This window comes from Acinetobacter sp. CIP 64.7, from assembly GCF_000369745.1.
Classification (GTDB): Bacteria; Pseudomonadota; Gammaproteobacteria; order Pseudomonadales; family Moraxellaceae; genus Acinetobacter; species Acinetobacter fasciculus.
On the sequence record NZ_KB850183.1, the window covers coordinates 65,878 to 82,473 of the forward strand.

Genomic DNA, 16,596 nt, shown 5'->3' on the forward strand with positions numbered 1-16,596 from the left:
GAGCATGGCATGACTCTGCAACGCTGTGGCTGGTGCTCCAATGATCCGCTGTATATCACCTATCATGATCAGGAATGGGGACAAACCCTGCTGGATGAAAATCGCCTGTTTGAAATGCTGTGTCTGGAAGGACAGCAGGCCGGTCTAGCCTGGATTACCATCCTTAGAAAACGTGAAGCGTATCGTGAACATTTTTTTCAATATTCCATTCAGTCGATTGCAGCACTTACAGATCAACAACTCGAACTCAAGCTTAAGGATGCCCGCCTGATCCGTCATCGTGGCAAGCTGCATGCCATTCGCGAGAATGCCCAAGCATGGCTCAAGCTGCAACAGCAAGACATCAATGTAGGGCAATGGCTATGGTCTTTTGCCCAGCAACCACGACTGAATAATGATGTTGCGGATTATCGTCAGGCAGCGGCACAGACTATCGAAAGCCAGATCATGTCAAAAGCCTTAAAAAAGGCCGGTTTTAAATTTGTCGGACCCACCATTTGCTATGCCTTTATGCAGGCCGTCGGTATGGTCGATGATCACGAAAATCATTGTCACTTTAAAACAATATATTCCCATTCAAAGAAGAGCTGAATTTATGTCGAATAATATTATCCACGCTTATGCTGCAATGTCAGCAGGTGCTGCACTCGAACCCTATCAATTCGATGCTGGTGAACTACAGCCACATCAGGTCGAAGTCAAAGTAGAATACTGTGGCCTGTGTCATTCTGATATTTCAGTCCTCAATAATGACTGGGGTTCATCCGTTTATCCGGTCGTGGCTGGACACGAGATTATCGGCATCATCACGCAACTGGGTGGCGAAGCCAAAGGCCTGAAAGTGGGACAACGGGTTGGCATTGGCTGGACTGCGGAAAGCTGCCAGTATTGCGATCCGTGTATTTCAGGTCAGCAGGTACTCTGTACTGGCGGCCAAGTGGCGACTATTGTCGGACATGCCGGTGGTTTTGCCGACAAGGTCCGTGCTGGCTGGCAATGGGTCATTCCCCTGCCTGAAGATCTGGATCCTGAAAGTGCCGGCCCCCTGCTCTGTGGCGGAATTACCGTATTTGATCCTATCCTGAAACATCAGATTCAGGCCATTCATCATGTTGGCGTAATTGGTATTGGTGGTTTAGGGCATATGGCCATCAAGCTGCTGAAAGCCTGGGGCTGTGAGATTACGGCTTTCACATCAAATCTGGACAAGACCGATGAGCTGAAAGCCATGGGCGCAGATCATGTGGTGAATAGTCGTGATGTTGCTGCCCTAAAGGCACAGCGTGGCAAGTTCGATTTATTGCTGAGTACGGTCAATGTCACCTTGAACTGGCAGGCTTATCTGGCCACTCTGGCACCGAACGGTACAGTACATATGCTCGGTCTCCCTTTAGAACCGATGCAAATTCCGGCGAGCATGCTGATTGGCGGCGCCAAGTCTGTTACCGGCTCTCCAACCGGTTCACCGGCAGCCTTACGTCAGTTACTGCAATTTGCTGCGCGTAAAAATATTGCCCCACAAATTGAAGTCTTCCCGATGTCACAGCTGAATCAGGCCATTGAACATCTGCATTCCGGTAAAGCGCGTTACCGGATTGTACTTAAAGCGGATTTTGAAGCTTAAACTCTACCTGTTTCAATCTGTCAAAAAGACCCAGCAATTGGGTAATGCCAGTCAATTAAGGAATTGACTGGCATTTTATTTTTTAAATTCATGATCATACTTGATAGGTAGAAAAGTCATCCGCAACTGTTTGAGACATGAGGTGTATTGCACCGCAAGATTAAAAAATGATTGTTTCTGCGACAAATTTACTAGTCGATGGTGGCTGACGAGTTTTGCGGTGAGGAGTGTTGCTCCGCAAGATGCCTTCCTTGCGAAGCTTCGCTTCTCATTTGGGCGAAACCAAAGTAACAAATGATTTACAAGTATTTGATTTAGAACGTTAAGACTCCGTCGTGAATGACTAAAAAATTAAAGATTTTACTTATAAACTCCTTAACTGATCAGCATTACAGCAATTGGGTCTTTTTTTTATTGCAGGGCTTCAGGCAAAACTGCAAGGCCTGAAGGCTTGGCCAGCTCTGCTTTCATCTTTTGCAACATCTGATACGGCTGCTGCTGTACGAACATATTTACAAAAGTTAAGGGAATCGAGCCTTCCGGATTGGCATAACCATAAGTTGAAACCTTGACCTGATTATTGGCCAGCTTTTGAAAAGTCCAATCCCCTTGATAATCGGTCAAACGTACATAGTTTGGATTTAAGGGATAGCCGGTCTGAATGGCTTTATTCTTGATACTGATTTGTCCATTAGGTTGCTTGATCATCTTGCCCTGCACAATCAGATCACGGTCTTTTAAGGGAAATGGAAAATCCAGCACCATATACAAAGTGAAATCGCCTTTTTTATCATCGCGGGACAAGACCTTGATGCTGCCCATATAGGGCACCCATTGTACTGCATGCTCGATATCCAGAATCAGCGACACGGCATTTTCAATCGGGGCATGGTAGGTGGTTTCAGCTTTATACAGAAAGACCGGGTTTTGCTGGTTCTGATAAGTCCAGACCTTGATATTATTTTTATCAATACTAAGTTTGGTATTCTCGGCCGGCTTGGCCTGCGCAATGGCACCAAGCGCCACTGCACAGAGCAGGAAAATCATTTTTTGCATTTTTTATTCGTCTTATTTTAGTTGTAGATTTTTTTATAAATGATTTTGACGCAGTTTTAAACCTGAATATCGTTAAAACCAAGCACGTCTTTCATATCATATTTACGCGCTTCACGGCCGACGACCCAGGCTGCAGCACGTACCGCACCAGAAGCAAAGTTCATGCGATTGGTGGCTTTATGAGTAATTTCCACACGTTCCCCATCGGCAATAAACATCGCGGTATGTTCACCGACAATATCGCCACCGCGAATGGTCTGGAAGCCAATGCTCTTACGCTCACGCGGCCCGGTATGACCTTCGCGACAATACACTGCATCTTCTTTCAGGTCACGGCCTAAAGCCTCCGCAATCGCTTCACCCCACATAAGTGCAGTCCCCGATGGTGCATCCACTTTATGACGGTGATGTGCCTCAATCACTTCGATATCCACCGTATCGCCAAAGACTTTCGATGCCAGTTCAAGCAGTTTAATCGATACGTTCACACCGACTGAATAATTCGCTGCATAAACCACAGGGATTTCAGCTGCTGATTCATCTAAATAAGCTTTTTGCTCATCATTCATCCCCGTGGTACCAATCACGATGGCAACACCTGCTTCACAGCAAATTTTCAGATGATTGACGGTCGCTGCCGGTGCGGTGAAATCAATCACGACATCACAGTTTTTGACCACCTCTGCAAGACTACCCACCACCTTGACACCGACTGCACCAATCCCGGCAAGTTCGCCCGCATCTGCGCCTAATAGGGTACTTTCAGGGCGTTCTACTGCAGCTGCCAATTGATAACCGGCTTCATGCACAGCCTGAATGAGGATACGCCCCATACGGCCGCCTGCACCCAAGATTCCAATGCGTGGTGTAGCTGACATAACATAGTCCTGATGTTGATCCAAAATTGCTCTTACTATAGCAAAACTGCGGAATAACACTAAGATGCATTGCATAAAAATCAATGAAAATACTCAAAGAGCGAAATCACTGATATTGATAAGAGTTTCCATCAGGTCTTTGGAATTATGGGCTAGATATCATCCAGGCCGAGCGATATGGATCAATAGTACGCATGAACCTAACCGTTATCAAAAAGCAGCTTTCAAATCAGATGGAGAACATTCAAGCTTCGGGGGCAGATTAGGATCCTTTCAATTCAGCTCAGCTTATCTCTCACTGAAGCGATGAACCTAAGTCACTTAGGAATGATCTACACAATTTTGAAGATTTTTCCACTTAAGGTACTTTGAAAGCACATTTCAAAACTGGGACGAATATCTTCACCATCTACAGTGATATGTTTTATATTGGAATGAGATTGTGTTTTAGAAAAATGATGATCGACTGTTGCTTGAATAGCGTGTTGAGCCCCAAACTGATCCTTTACACTAATACTTTGTTTAAGCATATCTATACCTTTAATAATAGTTAAAGTGGCAAAATATCCACTAAAAATTGATGTTTCTGAATTTTATCTTTAAATAACTTTATGATTTAGCTTAAATAATTGATTTATAGAAGTATAGAATGTACGACCATCTAAGTTTAAATCTACCTCAACTCCAGATGAAAGAAGAACTCTTTTACCCACTTCAATTCTTTTTAAACCCTGACGTGTATTTTGCATTTTATTGAGAGGAATTAACGAAACAATAATTTCAGTACCATTTTTAGATTTTGCAATTAAATCATTTATTTTTAACAACTTGAATCCTGTTTTTCTAAAGATTTTTCCAATTTGGAAAATAACTTAAAATTAAATTTGAACGATAAAAAAAGCACTTATTAAGTGCTTTTTTTACTGTTTATTCTTGCTTAGATAGCAACAATATTTACAGCATTCGGTCCTTTTTGACCTTGAGCTACACTGAATTCGACCAGCTGGCCTTCAAGCAAGGTTTTAAAACCTGAACTCGCAATTTCACTGAAATGAGCAAAAACATCTGGACCTGATTCTTGTTGAATAAAACCAAAACCTTTAGTTTCGTTGAACCACTTTACAGTACCTTTAACAACATTTGAGTTTGACATAATATATCCTAATAATTTTTAATAATTTTTTAGTCATTTTATAGACTGATTATAACTTTGAAATAATAAAGAATGAGACTTAAAATCTGAAAAAAAACGAAGGATTATGACTAAAACTACGATACTTAAAGAAGATTTACCGAAACAAGACTTTTTTCTAGTTAAGTTAACTATACACGAAAAATTTAATTAATCAAGTTTTCTTATATATATATTTATTTTATTTATTAAAAATGAAATTTTAAAAATTTATAGTGATTTCAATAAGATTAAGCTTTCATTGTCATGATAACAAAATAAGAGTAATCTGCTGTACTGGTAAATTTGATAAGTAATGAATGCGATTATATAGCTCTGTAATAACAATATTGGCCTTTTTAATTTCGGGAATGATGCTTTTTTCTCACTTACAAAATATCTATCACCCTCCAAATTTGGACTCATACTTTCTATTTAGATAGTCAAATATAAAAACAGAAACCGCTTTTTAGGCGGTTTTTATGTTTAAGCGATACCTATCAACTAATAAATAGCATCTTCTAATCTAGAGTATCTTATCTACATAATAAAAAAGGACGCCTCAGCGTCCTCTTTTACTTTCACTCAATTAATCAAACAAACGATCAAAGAATGATTTTTTCTTTGGTGAGGATTTGCTGTCTTCCCCATCCATGGTTTCTTGCAATTCTTTTAACAGTTCACGTTGACGTGCACTTAAATTCACTGGAGTTTCCACCACAATACGGCACAGCAAGTCACCTTGCATGCTGGTACGTACCGGTTTAACACCCTTACCACGTAAGCGGAACAGTTTACCCGTTTGCGTACCTTCAGGAATTTTCAAGCTAACACGGCCATCCAGCGTAGGAATCTGAACTTCCTTACCTAAGGCTGCATCAGCAATCGATACCGGCACATCCATATACAGATCAGCGCCATCACGCTGGAAGATTTCGTGCTCGCGCACCACCACTTCTACGTACAAGTCACCTGACTGACCATCACGGATCGCCTCACCTTTACCGGTCAAACGTACGCGGTCGCCATTGTCCACACCCGCAGGAATAGTGACTTCCAGGGTTTGCTGACGGTCTGACACACCTGAACCATGACATTTATTACATGGGTTCTTGATGATCTTGCCCTGACCACGACAGGTACTACAGGTTTGTTGTACCGAGAAGAAACCTTGCTGCATACGCACTTGACCAGCACCATGACAGGTACGGCAGGTTTCTACATCGTTTGGATTTTTCGAGCCTTTACCATCACAGGCATCACAAGGTGCCGGTGCAGTAAAGGTAATGGTTTTCTTGACGCCCTTGACTGCTTCTTCCAGGGTCAGTTCCATGACATAGCGTAAGTCGGAACCACGGCGTGCACGTTGCTGGCCACGACCACCGCCACCACCAAAAGCACCACCGAAAATATCACCGAACTGGCTGAAAATGTCTTCTGCGCTGAAACCACCGCCGAAGCCGCCACCGCCGCCCATACCACCTTCAAAGGCCTGATGGCCCATACGGTCATACATGCTGCGCTTTTCACCATCAGAGAGCACTTCGTAAGCTTCTGCAGCTTCTTTGAATTTCTCTTCAGCTTCAGCATTGTCCGGGTTACGGTCTGGATGATATTTCATCGCCAACTTACGGTAGGCTTTTTTGATTTCATCATCACTAGCGGTTTTAGCGACGCCTAAAACCTCATAATAATCACGTTTAGCCATGTCTGGCGATGCTCCTCACGGAATTTTGTTAATATTCAACTGAGGTCTAAAATTGGGTTCAAACCTGATTTTACAAGGGGAAATATGAAAAAAGTTATGTGTTTTAGAACACAGCTTTGTTTTGAGAGAATTTATAGAAGCCTTTAAACCAGGCATTGAGCAGAAAAATAAAGGCAATAAAGCTGAAAATCACCCCGGTCACCACACAGGCTTTGACCCATAAGTGGCTGTCCCAGGCAAAGAAAAACAATGGAATAAACCACAATGCAGCGAAGAGCGCCAAAATGGTATAAATCACGATATTACGCATGATCCACAGTGCCTGTGCCTGTAACCAGACTTCAGCATAATCAACCTGGGTGACTTTACGTGCGAACCAGTAAGCAAATACCCCGCTAAATACGGTAAATAAGGCCAAAAACATGAAGACATAGGCCACGGCTACGGAACGTCGCATCTTGGTTAATGTCACTGGAGTCATGTCTGGTTCAACCTCATTACTGCCCTGGCAGTAAGGCCAAAACAGCAATTTTTTATTTTTTGAATTATAAAAATCTCAGGTGCTACTATATTGAAAATTTCAAAATTTCGCACCTGAAATTATGACAATTTTAAACAGAATTTAAACTTTTTTCACTTTAAACCACTGTGCATATAGTGCAGGCAGGAAAAACAGGGTCAACAGGGTTGCCACAATCAAGCCCCCCATAATCGCCACCGCCATCGGCCCGAAAAAAATACTCCGCGACAAAGGAATCATAGCCAGTACAGCAGCCAGTGCGGTTAATACAATCGGACGACAACGACGTACTGTGGCATTGATGATGGCATCCCACTGCGACTCTCCGGTCTGAATATCCTGCTCAATCTGATCGATCAAAATCAGCGAATTGCGCATGATCATTCCGGATAATGCAATCGTCCCGAGCATCGCAACAAAACCGAAAGGTTTATTGAAAATTAACAGGAATAACACCACTCCGATAATGCCCAAAGGTGCGGTCAGGAACACAATAAAGGCACGTGAGATGCTTTTGAGCTGAATCATCAGCAGGGTCATGACCACTGCGAGAAATAAAGGCATGCCGGCATTAACCGAGTTCTGCCCGCGAGCCGATTCTTCAACTGTACCGCCCACTTGCAGCAGATAGCCATTCGGCAGCTCTGCCCGGATTTTTTCTAGTGGCTCTTTGAGTTCATTAACCACAGTAGCGGGCTGTAACTTGCTGCGAATGTCGGCACGCACGGTAATGGTCGGTAAACGATTCCGATGCCAGATCAGACCTTCTTCAAAGCTGTATTCAATTTTAGCCAGCTGCGCCAAAGGTACTGATGTACCGGTTGCAGTCGGAACAGCCAGACTGGCTAAAGATGCTACCTCCACCCGTTCAGCCTGAGCACCACGTAAACGGATTTCGATCAGTTCACGTTTTTCACGGTACTGATCAATACCGGCCCCCAAAATCGAGCTGTTCAGCACATTGGCCAGTTCACTGCTACTCACCCCCAACTGACGGGCACGATCCTGATCGATCTGCAATTTGATGACTTTGCTCGGCTCCCCCCAGTCCAGATGCACATTGGTGGTATTCGGATTTTCTCCCACGGTGGCTGCAACTTTCTGCGCCCATTCACGGACTAATCCTAGGTCTTCACCCGATACCCTGAACTGCAGTGGATAACCCACAGGTGGGCCATTTTCCAGCAAGGACACCCGGGTACGCACTTCTGGCAATAACTTTCGAATCTGATCACTTAAGGATTTACGGATTTCATTTCGATCCTCTAAAGAGGATGCCAGCACTACAAACTGGGCAAAACTGGTTTGCGGCAACTGCTGATCGAGCGGTAAATAGAAACGCGGCGATCCCATCCCGACATAAGCCACATAGTTATCAATACCCTCTTGTTTCGATAAAAAGGCTTCGACTTTTTTTACTGCAGCTTCAGTGGCTTTCAGTGATGCACCTTCTTCAAGTTTGAGATCCACCAGAATTTCAGCTCGATTTGAAGGTGGAAAAAACTGCTGCGGCACCAGCTTAAACATTAAAATGGACAGGATAAAAATCCCGACCGTGGCAGCAATGACAGTTTTACGATAGGTCACACAGGCATCGACCCAACGACGAAAACCCTGATAAAACCGGGTTTGATAAGGATCATAATGTTCACCGGCATGATGCACAAGCGGCTGAGGTTCTGGCTGTTTGCGCAGACGTGCCCAGAGCCGCTGATACCACGGCGCTTTTTGAATTAAATCTTTGTTGAAATCCGGTAAAAGTTTATCACCTAAATATGGCACAAACAGTACTGCGGCCAGCCAGGACACCAGCAATGCGATGGTCACCACCTGGAAAATCGAACGGGTATATTCCCCGGTACTCGAGGCTGCAGTGGCGATCGGCAGAAAACCGGCAGCGGTAATCAGGGTTCCGGTCAGCATCGGAAAAGCCGTGGTGCGCCAGGCATGCCCGGCCGCCTGTAAACGGCTATAACCCTGCTCCATTTTAATCGCCATCATTTCAATCGCGATAATGGCATCATCGACCAAAAGACCGAGGGCCAGAATCAGGGCCCCCAAGGAAATTTTATGCAGTCCGACATCAAACAGCTGCATACCGGCGAAAGTCATGGCCAGCACCAGCGGAATCGAGAAAGCCACCACCAGACCGGTCCGGAAACCGAGCGAGAAAAAACTGACCAGCAATACGATAATCACCGCTTCTGCCAGCACTTTCATAAATTCGTTAATACTGCGTTTGACTGCCACCGGCTGGTCGGAGACTTTTTTCAGCTCCATGCCGAGTGGCAGGGTTTTTTGCAGGCGGGCGAATTCCTGTTCCAGATTTTTACCCAAGGCAATGATGTCCCCGCCCTTGCGCATCGATACAGCAATACCAATGCCGTTTTCGCCCATAAAGCGCATCCGCGGTTGTGCCGGATCACTAAAGCCTCGATAGACTTCTGCGACATCTCCCAGCTGAATGGTTTTGCCATTGACCAGCAGCGGCATCTGTCTTAACTCTTCAACACTGTTTAATGCACCACTGACCCGCACCTGAATCCGGTCTGAACTGGTTTCAAAAAAACCGGACTGGGTGGTGGCATTTTGCTGCTGCAGGGCTTGCTGAATCGCCATGACTGGAACGCCCAGCTGAATGGCCTTGGTATTGGAAATCTCAATCCAGATTTTCTGGTCTTGCAGGCCAATCAGCTCAACTTTGGCAACATCTTTGACCCGTTGCAATTGCAGCTGTAAGCGGTCGGCGTATTCCTTGAGGGTCGCATAGTCAAAATCTTTACCCTTGAGCACATAAATATTGCCAAAGGTATCGCCGAATTCATCATTAAAGAACGGACCTTGTACCCCTTGTGGCAATTCATACCGAATATCGCCCACCTTCTTGCGCACGTTATACCAGACATCCGCGACATCTTTCGAAGCCAGAGAATCCTTGGCAACAAAAGTCACCATGGATTCACCCGGACGCGAATAGGCCATGATGCGGTCATACTGACCCGTGGTCATCAGTTCCTTTTCAATCCGGTCAGTGACCTGTAGGGATACTTCTTTGGCACTCGCACCCGGCCAATAGGTCTGGATCACCATGACTTTAAAGGTAAAAGGCGGATCTTCACTTTGTGACAGTTTGGAATAAGAGACGATGCCGATCAGACCCAGCAGGATCATGAAATACAGCACCAGACCTTTATTTTTTAAGGCCCATTCCGACAGGTTAAAGTTCATGCTTAACTCCCTGCCTGAATGGTCACACGACGGTTTTCACGATCAATCGGATTGATTTTTTGCTGGTTACGCAGCAGATGTACGCCGCCAATCACCACATAGTCTTCCGGCTTGAGGCCACTGAGTACAGGAACACTGTCCCGGCCATAGGCACCGAGCTGGACCGGGACTTTACGCAAGGTATGATCCGGCTGAACCACCATGACATAAGCCTGCTGATCCGTTGCCGAGACACTGGATAGCGGCACACTGAGCATATTGTCGCGGCTGTGCTGAAAAAATACCCGGGCACTTTGCCCCAGCTGGATCTGACCATTGCCTTCACGTAAGGAAACTTTAACCCGAAAGGTACGCGACTGGTCCGCTGCTGGTGAAATCTCGCGGACAAAAGCGGCAAATTCCTCTTCAGGTTTGGACCATAATGTCACTGTAGCTGCCTGTCCAACCTTGATCTCCGAAATAGCCTGTTCCGGTACGCCAATTACCACTTCACGCTCACCGGCAATCGCCAGTTCATACGCCGCCTGCCCGGCAGCCACCACCTGTCCTGTTTCTATATTGCGTGCAGTGATCACGCCGTTTCTGGTGGCAATCAGCTGGTTATAAGCAGTCTGGTTTTTAGCGGTATCGTAGTTGGATTGTGCCTGTTTCAGATTTGATAGGGCGGTCTTGTACTGGTTTTCGATCGCGTCATATTGTGAGCGGCTCACGGCATTGGATGGCAATAACTGCTTGAAACGTTGTAATTCATCCTGAGCAATCTTAGTAGCAGACTGCGCGCTTTCCAGCTGGGCACGTGCTGCATTCAGCTGCAGCTGGGCATCTTTGACATCCAGAGTTGCCAGGACTTGCCCGGCTTTGACCTGGTCACCCACATCAGCGAAGCGCTGGGTCACCTGCCCAGCGACCCGAAATGCCAGCGCCGTTTGCTGGCGTGCCTGCACATCACCGGCATAACTTTTTAATTCATGCTGTGAAGTGGTGGGTGTCGCCACCATGACAAAGGGAACTTCCTGTTGTGCTGCAGCAGTATCTTTGCTGCACCCGCTTAAAGTCACGCTGCAAAGCACCACCATGCCAGCCAATACGCTGTAAATCCTGCTCATCTTATTCGCTCTTATCTGATCGTCTTTTTTAGGGCAAACTATGCTGATATATTGAATTGCTTGTTTTTTAATTAATATACCACCCGGTACACTAATTAAAACTCAAGCTTCAAAGCAATGACCGTATTGACTTTTTTTGGAAGAAATTGTGCAAATACCTGTAGGACGACCCAAGGATCTGGAAAAGCGTCAGCGCATCCTCAGCGTGGCCAAAGCGCTGTTTTTAGCGCATGGCTATCATGCCTCCAGCATGAACCAGATTGCACGTGAGGCAGGTGTGACCAAGCTGACGGTGTATAACCATTTTCAGGACAAGGCGACCCTGTTTAGCTGTGCGATTGAGGATACCTGTGAAGCCATTCTGCATGAACATCCTCAGCTCTTGCAGCCGAGCAGTGACTTTGCGCAGGAGTTTTATCAGGCCTGTCAGCGCGCTTTAAATATTATTAATTTACCAGAAGCGATCAAGCTGGACCTGTTACTGATGGAACTGGCCTCGCAGCAAAGTCCTCTGGCAGAACAGTTTTATGAGGCCTCGCATAGCAAACTGGATGCAGTCTGGAATGATTTCTTTGCTCTGGCCCAACAGTACAGCTTTATTCAGGTCGATCTTCCAGAAAAACAGACCGAGCTGATCGTGTCCCTGCTGACCGGAACCCGTCATCAGAAAATCCTGCTGGGTCTCAGCCCTCCCCCTTCAAGCGCAGAACAGCAACAGATCATTAGCGAGGCCATTGAACTGTTTATGCTGAAATATGCTCTGCCTGACTAAAGCCTTCTCTCAGGATCGAGCACCGATAACCATATGTGGCCTAAAATTTGCTAAAAAAGCAGCCAATGCTCTGCAACTTTTGTCTCTAAGGGACTTGGATTGTCATGCAGTCGCGGTATAGTCAAAGCATGCATGTGAGGGAATAAAAAATGATTCAACAGATTGATGCACCACTACGCGAAGACGTACGCTTACTGGGTAATTTGCTTGGGGAAACCTTAAAATTACATGCCGGGCAGGATTTGTTTAATCAGATCGAGCAGATCCGTGCCCTATCCAAAGGCGCTCGCGATGGACAGGTCGAAGCAGAAAAACAACTGGAACAACTATTTTTGAGTCTAGAAGATGCAGAAATCCTGCCGCTGACCCGCGCCTTTACCCACTTTTTAAACTTTGCCAATATTGCCGAACAATATCATGTGGTACGTCGTCGCCGTCAGAGCGAGTTTGATGACACTGCAGAATCGCCCAATCCTCTGGTGCCTTTATTTGAAAAATTTAAACAGCAGGAGATTTCTGCCGATACGCTGTATCAGCAAATCTGTGAACTGAAAATTGAACTGGTTCTGACCGCGCATCCCACAGAAGTCAGCCGCCGTACCCTGATTCAAAAATATGACGGTATCAATAATGCCCTGTCCAAATTTGACCAGCAGAAACTGACTCCACGTGAACGTCAGGCAGTTCTGGCCGATCTGAAACAGCTGATCAGCTCTGCCTGGCAAACCGATGAAATCCGTCAGCATCGTCCAACTCCGATTGATGAAGCCAAATGGGGCTTTACCACCATTGAGCAGACCTTGTGGAATGCGGTTCCGAAATTTATCCGGGAACTGAATAGCATGGTCACAGAACAGTGTGCTCAGAACCTGCCCCTAGATGTGGCACCGGTACGTTTTGCCTCCTGGATGGGCGGTGACCGCGACGGCAACCCGAATGTGACCCATACCGTCACCCAGGAAGTGCTGTGGCTGTCGCGCTGGAAAGCAGCCGACCTTTATGTACGCGATATTGAAAACCTGCGCTGGGAACTGTCTATCCAGCAATGTAGCCCGGAAATTTCCGAAGCCTTGGGCCAGCCCCATCCTGAACCCTACCGTGAATATTTACGTGACACCCGTACCCGCCTGAAAGCCACACGGCACTGGCTGGCAGAAAAATTAAAAGGCAATGATGCCGATGACAGTCTGGTGATTAAAAGTAAAGACGAACTTTTACAGCCACTCCTGACCTGCTACCGTTCGCTGATGGACTGCAATCTGGCCGAAATTGCCAATGGCAGCCTGCTGGACTTTATTTACCGGGTCAACAGTTTTGGGATCGAACTGCTAAAACTGGATATCCGTCAGGAATCGGGTCGTCACCGTCAGGCGATTTCTGCGATTACCGAATATTTAGGACTGGGGAATTTTGAAACCTGGACTGAACAGGCACGGCAAAACTTTTTACTGCAAGAGCTGCAAAGCAAACGTCCGTTGCTGCCAAAACATCTGAATGAGCCAGCAGGCAGCCTGATTGAACATCCGGATGTACAGGAAGTGTTTGCCACCATGCGTACGCTAGCCGAGCAACCGAGCGAATCTCTGGGTGCTTATATCATCTCGATGGCGGAATATCCAAGTGATGTGCTGGCGGTTTTATTGCTACAGAAAGAAGCCGGCATCAAGCAGGCGCTACGGGTGGTTCCCCTGTTTGAAACCTTAAAAGATCTGGATGGCGCAGCCGCAACCATGTCGACCCTGTTCAATATGCACTGGTACAAACAGCATATTCAGGGCAAACATGAGGTCATGATTGGCTATTCGGATTCTGCCAAGGATGCTGGTTTTATGTCGGCCAACTGGGCCCAATATCGTGCCCAGGAAGAACTGACCGCAGTTGCCCAACAACATGGCGTGCAATTGACCCTGTTCCATGGTCGTGGCGGTTCAATTAGCCGTGGCGGTGCGCCAACCCAGCAGGCACTCTTCTCTCAACCGCCAGGGTCGATTTCAGGTGCGATCCGGGTGACTGAACAGGGCGAAATGATCCGTTTCAAATTCGGTCTGGAAGAAATCGCCCTGCAGAATCTGGAAATTTATACCGCTGCAACACTGGAAGCGACCTTACTCCCGCCACCTGAACCCAAACAGGAATGGCGCGACTTGATGCATCAAATGACCGAGCTATCGGTGCAGGTCTATCGCCAGACCGTCCGGGAAAATCCGCATTTTGTGAAATACCTGCGTACCGTCACGCCAGAACTTGAACTGCAAATGCTGCCACTGGGTTCACGGCCGGCGAAACGTAAAGTCAGTGGTGGGATTGAATCACTGCGAGCGATTCCCTGGGTCTTTGCCTGGACCCAGATTCGCCTGATGTTACCGGCCTGGCTCGGTACCGGTGCTGCATTAAATGCGGTACTGGATCAGGGACAACGCACGGTACTGGATGAGATGCTGGCAGAGTGGCCGTATTTTCAGACCCTGATTGATATGCTGGAAATGGTACTGTCCAAAGCCGATGCCAATGTGGCGCTATATTATGAATCGCATTTGACTCAGGATGAAGATCTTAAAGTTCTGGGAACAGAACTGCGTCAGCGTTTGCAGGATGCTGTACAAACCCTGTTGAGCTTAAAAGGCGAATCGAAACTCCTGAGCAGTAACGGTGTACTGGATCAGTCGATGAAAGTACGTAAACCCTATTTGTTACCGCTGCACTTACTGCAAGCTGAACTGATGAAACGTCGCCGTTTATATCTGGAACAGCAGCAGGCTGAAAATACCCCGGTCGATCATGCCTTAATGGTCAGCATTGCCGGCATTGCAGCCGGTTTACGTAATACCGGCTGATTTTTCGCCCTCGCATTCAAAGCACATCCTGGTGATGTGCTTTTTTTGTACATGAATTGGCCAAAACCACTCACTGCATCGTATTTTTTATAACTAAAATAACAAATCTTTATGAGTGAATTTTAAGCATAGCTATATGATTAATCCACTGATTTAACGCTACTTTTATATTAAAAATATTTACCAATTGATAAAAAATAAATAAAAGTCAATGAATTAACTTGAACAAAAAGTTGAAAGGAGTGATTAAAACTTCCAAAAAACCGGAGTATGATGTGCACAATTTATCTTTTGAGTGCTCATTTTATGTCCAGTTGGTTTCCCAAATGGCGCCCGTATGAGGGCAGTATCGATGCACGACCAGTAGGTACCGCAGAGTATTTGCCACCCGCACAAACGGTAGTTTTGGGTGTACAGCATGCCTTTGCCATGTTTGGCGCAACCGTACTGGCACCTTTTTTAATGGGCTTTGATCCAAACCTGGCAATTTTAATGTCAGGGATCTGTACCATCCTGTTCTTTTTAATCACCGGTGGCCGGGTTCCAAGTTATCTAGGTTCAAGCTTTGCCTTTATTGGTGTGGTCATCGCAGCAACAGGTTATGCAGGTGGTGGCGGACTGAATCCAAATATTGGCGTTGCAGCAGGCGGGATTATCGCATGTGGCATCTTCTATGCACTCATGGGCTTTCTGGTCATGGCGACGGGCACCCGCTGGATTGAAAAGTTGATGCCACCGGTGGTCACCGGTGCTGTGGTGATGATCATTGGCCTGAACCTTGCTCCAGTCACAGTGAAAAGCGTGATGGGCAATACCTTCAATATGTGGATGTCCCTGGTCACTGTGCTGTGCATGGGTTCAATTGCCGTATTCACCCGTGGCTTATTACAGCGCCTGCTGTTATTGGTCGGCCTGTTATTGGCTTATCTGATTTACTTTGTACTCAGTAATGTCATGGGTTATGGCACTGCGATCAACTTCCTTCCTATTCAGCAAGCAGCCTGGTTCGGTTTACCGACTTTCCACGCACCGACCTTTGAATTGAATGCCATGTTGATCATTGCGCCGATTGCCTTGATTCTGGTGGCTGAAAATCTGGGCCATATTAAAGCCGTAGGCGCGATGACCGGTGAAAACCTGGATCCGCATATTGGTAAAGCCTTTGTGGCAGATGGTGTTGCAACCACTTTAGCCGGTGGTGTAGGTGCGCCGGGTATGACCACCTATGGTGAAAACATTGGTGTGATGGCCGTGACACGGGTTTACTCGACCATCATCTTTGCAGTCGCGGGTGTCTTTGCTGTGTTCCTGGGTTTATCGCCTAAGTTTGGTGCGATTATTCACACGATTCCGACAGCGATTCTGACCGGTGCTTCGATTGTAGTCTTTGGTTTGATTACCATTGCCGGTGCCAAAATCTGGATTGAGAACAAGGTCGATTTCTCACAGAACAAGAACCTGATGGTGGCTGCGGTGACCATTATTTTAGGTACGGGTGATTTTGCCCTGACTTTTGGTAGCTTCAATCTGGGTGGTATTGGTACGGCAACGTTTGCCGCATTAATCCTGAACTGGTTCTTTAGTCTGGCAGATAAAAAATAACCGTAAAAATTGAAAATTTATAGCAGCCCTTAGGCTGCTTTTTTTATCTTTATATTTTGCAACCTTGCGATGAAAGAAATGAAAAGAAGCCCCGCAA

General features: G+C 46.2%; 14 protein-coding genes. 5 read left to right on the top strand and 9 right to left on the bottom strand.

The features are described from left to right. Nucleotides 1-9: 9 nt before the first annotated feature. Together F890_RS17090 and ahr are read left to right on the top strand one after the other, a co-directional pair. Nucleotides 10-591 carry a DNA-3-methyladenine glycosylase I gene (locus tag F890_RS17090; protein WP_005268191.1) on the top strand — a complete coding sequence of 194 codons (582 nt, stop codon included), beginning with the start codon at nucleotides 10-12 and terminating at the stop codon, nucleotides 589-591. Nucleotides 592-595: 4 nt separating this feature from the next. After that, nucleotides 596-1,624, top strand: a complete 1,029-nt coding sequence (ahr, locus tag F890_RS17095) for an NADPH-dependent aldehyde reductase Ahr (RefSeq protein ID WP_005268192.1) — start codon at nucleotides 596-598, stop codon at nucleotides 1,622-1,624. A 411-nt stretch (nucleotides 1,625-2,035) separates the two neighbouring features. Here ahr and F890_RS17100 read toward each other — a convergent pair whose 3' ends face one another. The 9 genes from F890_RS17100 to F890_RS17140 form a co-directional block, all read right to left on the bottom strand. Further along, nucleotides 2,036-2,680 carry an START domain-containing protein gene (locus tag F890_RS17100; protein ID WP_005268193.1) on the bottom strand — a complete coding sequence of 215 codons (645 nt, stop codon included), beginning with the start codon at nucleotides 2,678-2,680 and terminating at the stop codon, nucleotides 2,036-2,038. A gap of 56 nt (nucleotides 2,681-2,736) precedes the next feature. After that, on the bottom strand, nucleotides 2,737-3,558 hold the full coding sequence (gene dapB, locus F890_RS17105; protein WP_005268194.1) for a 4-hydroxy-tetrahydrodipicolinate reductase: 822 nt from the start codon (nucleotides 3,556-3,558) through the stop codon (nucleotides 2,737-2,739). A 332-nt stretch (nucleotides 3,559-3,890) separates the two neighbouring features. Beyond that, nucleotides 3,891-4,088, bottom strand: coding sequence for a hypothetical protein (locus F890_RS17110; protein ID WP_004280859.1), 198 nt, complete (start codon nucleotides 4,086-4,088; stop codon nucleotides 3,891-3,893). 69 nt (nucleotides 4,089-4,157) lie between these two features. Next, nucleotides 4,158-4,385 (bottom strand): hypothetical protein, encoded by a 228-nt coding sequence (locus tag F890_RS17115; protein WP_004280858.1) that lies wholly within the window; start codon nucleotides 4,383-4,385, stop codon nucleotides 4,158-4,160. A gap of 110 nt (nucleotides 4,386-4,495) precedes the next feature. Further along, nucleotides 4,496-4,711: a cold-shock protein gene (locus F890_RS17120; protein ID WP_005105001.1), complete on the bottom strand. Its 216-nt coding sequence runs from the start codon at nucleotides 4,709-4,711 to the stop codon at nucleotides 4,496-4,498. Between the two features lie 607 nt (nucleotides 4,712-5,318). Beyond that, nucleotides 5,319-6,437 (bottom strand): molecular chaperone DnaJ, encoded by a 1,119-nt coding sequence (gene dnaJ / locus F890_RS17125; RefSeq protein WP_005104999.1) that lies wholly within the window; start codon nucleotides 6,435-6,437, stop codon nucleotides 5,319-5,321. 103 nt (nucleotides 6,438-6,540) lie between these two features. Then, nucleotides 6,541-6,918 (bottom strand): hypothetical protein, encoded by a 378-nt coding sequence (locus F890_RS17130; RefSeq protein ID WP_005104998.1) that lies wholly within the window; start codon nucleotides 6,916-6,918, stop codon nucleotides 6,541-6,543. 141 nt (nucleotides 6,919-7,059) lie between these two features. After that, complete coding sequence (locus F890_RS17135; protein WP_005268197.1) at nucleotides 7,060-10,185, bottom strand: efflux RND transporter permease subunit; 3,126 nt, start codon at nucleotides 10,183-10,185, stop codon at nucleotides 7,060-7,062. Between the two features lie 2 nt (nucleotides 10,186-10,187). Continuing rightward, entirely contained in the window at nucleotides 10,188-11,291 is a 1,104-nt protein-coding gene (locus F890_RS17140; RefSeq protein WP_005268198.1) for an efflux RND transporter periplasmic adaptor subunit, read from the bottom strand. A 148-nt stretch (nucleotides 11,292-11,439) separates the two neighbouring features. Here F890_RS17140 and F890_RS17145 point away from each other — a divergent pair, with 148 nt between their 5' ends. From F890_RS17145 to F890_RS17155, 3 genes are all read left to right on the top strand, one after another. Continuing rightward, on the top strand, nucleotides 11,440-12,063 hold the full coding sequence (locus F890_RS17145) for a TetR/AcrR family transcriptional regulator (protein ID WP_005268199.1): 624 nt from the start codon (nucleotides 11,440-11,442) through the stop codon (nucleotides 12,061-12,063). A gap of 149 nt (nucleotides 12,064-12,212) precedes the next feature. After that, the gene (ppc, locus tag F890_RS17150; RefSeq protein ID WP_005268200.1) at nucleotides 12,213-14,897 is read left to right on the top strand and encodes a phosphoenolpyruvate carboxylase; all 2,685 of its coding nucleotides are present in this window, start codon (nucleotides 12,213-12,215) and stop codon (nucleotides 14,895-14,897) included. Between the two features lie 306 nt (nucleotides 14,898-15,203). Continuing rightward, nucleotides 15,204-16,499 (top strand): solute carrier family 23 protein, encoded by a 1,296-nt coding sequence (locus tag F890_RS17155; RefSeq protein WP_005268201.1) that lies wholly within the window; start codon nucleotides 15,204-15,206, stop codon nucleotides 16,497-16,499. Nucleotides 16,500-16,596 lie beyond the last annotated feature (97 nt).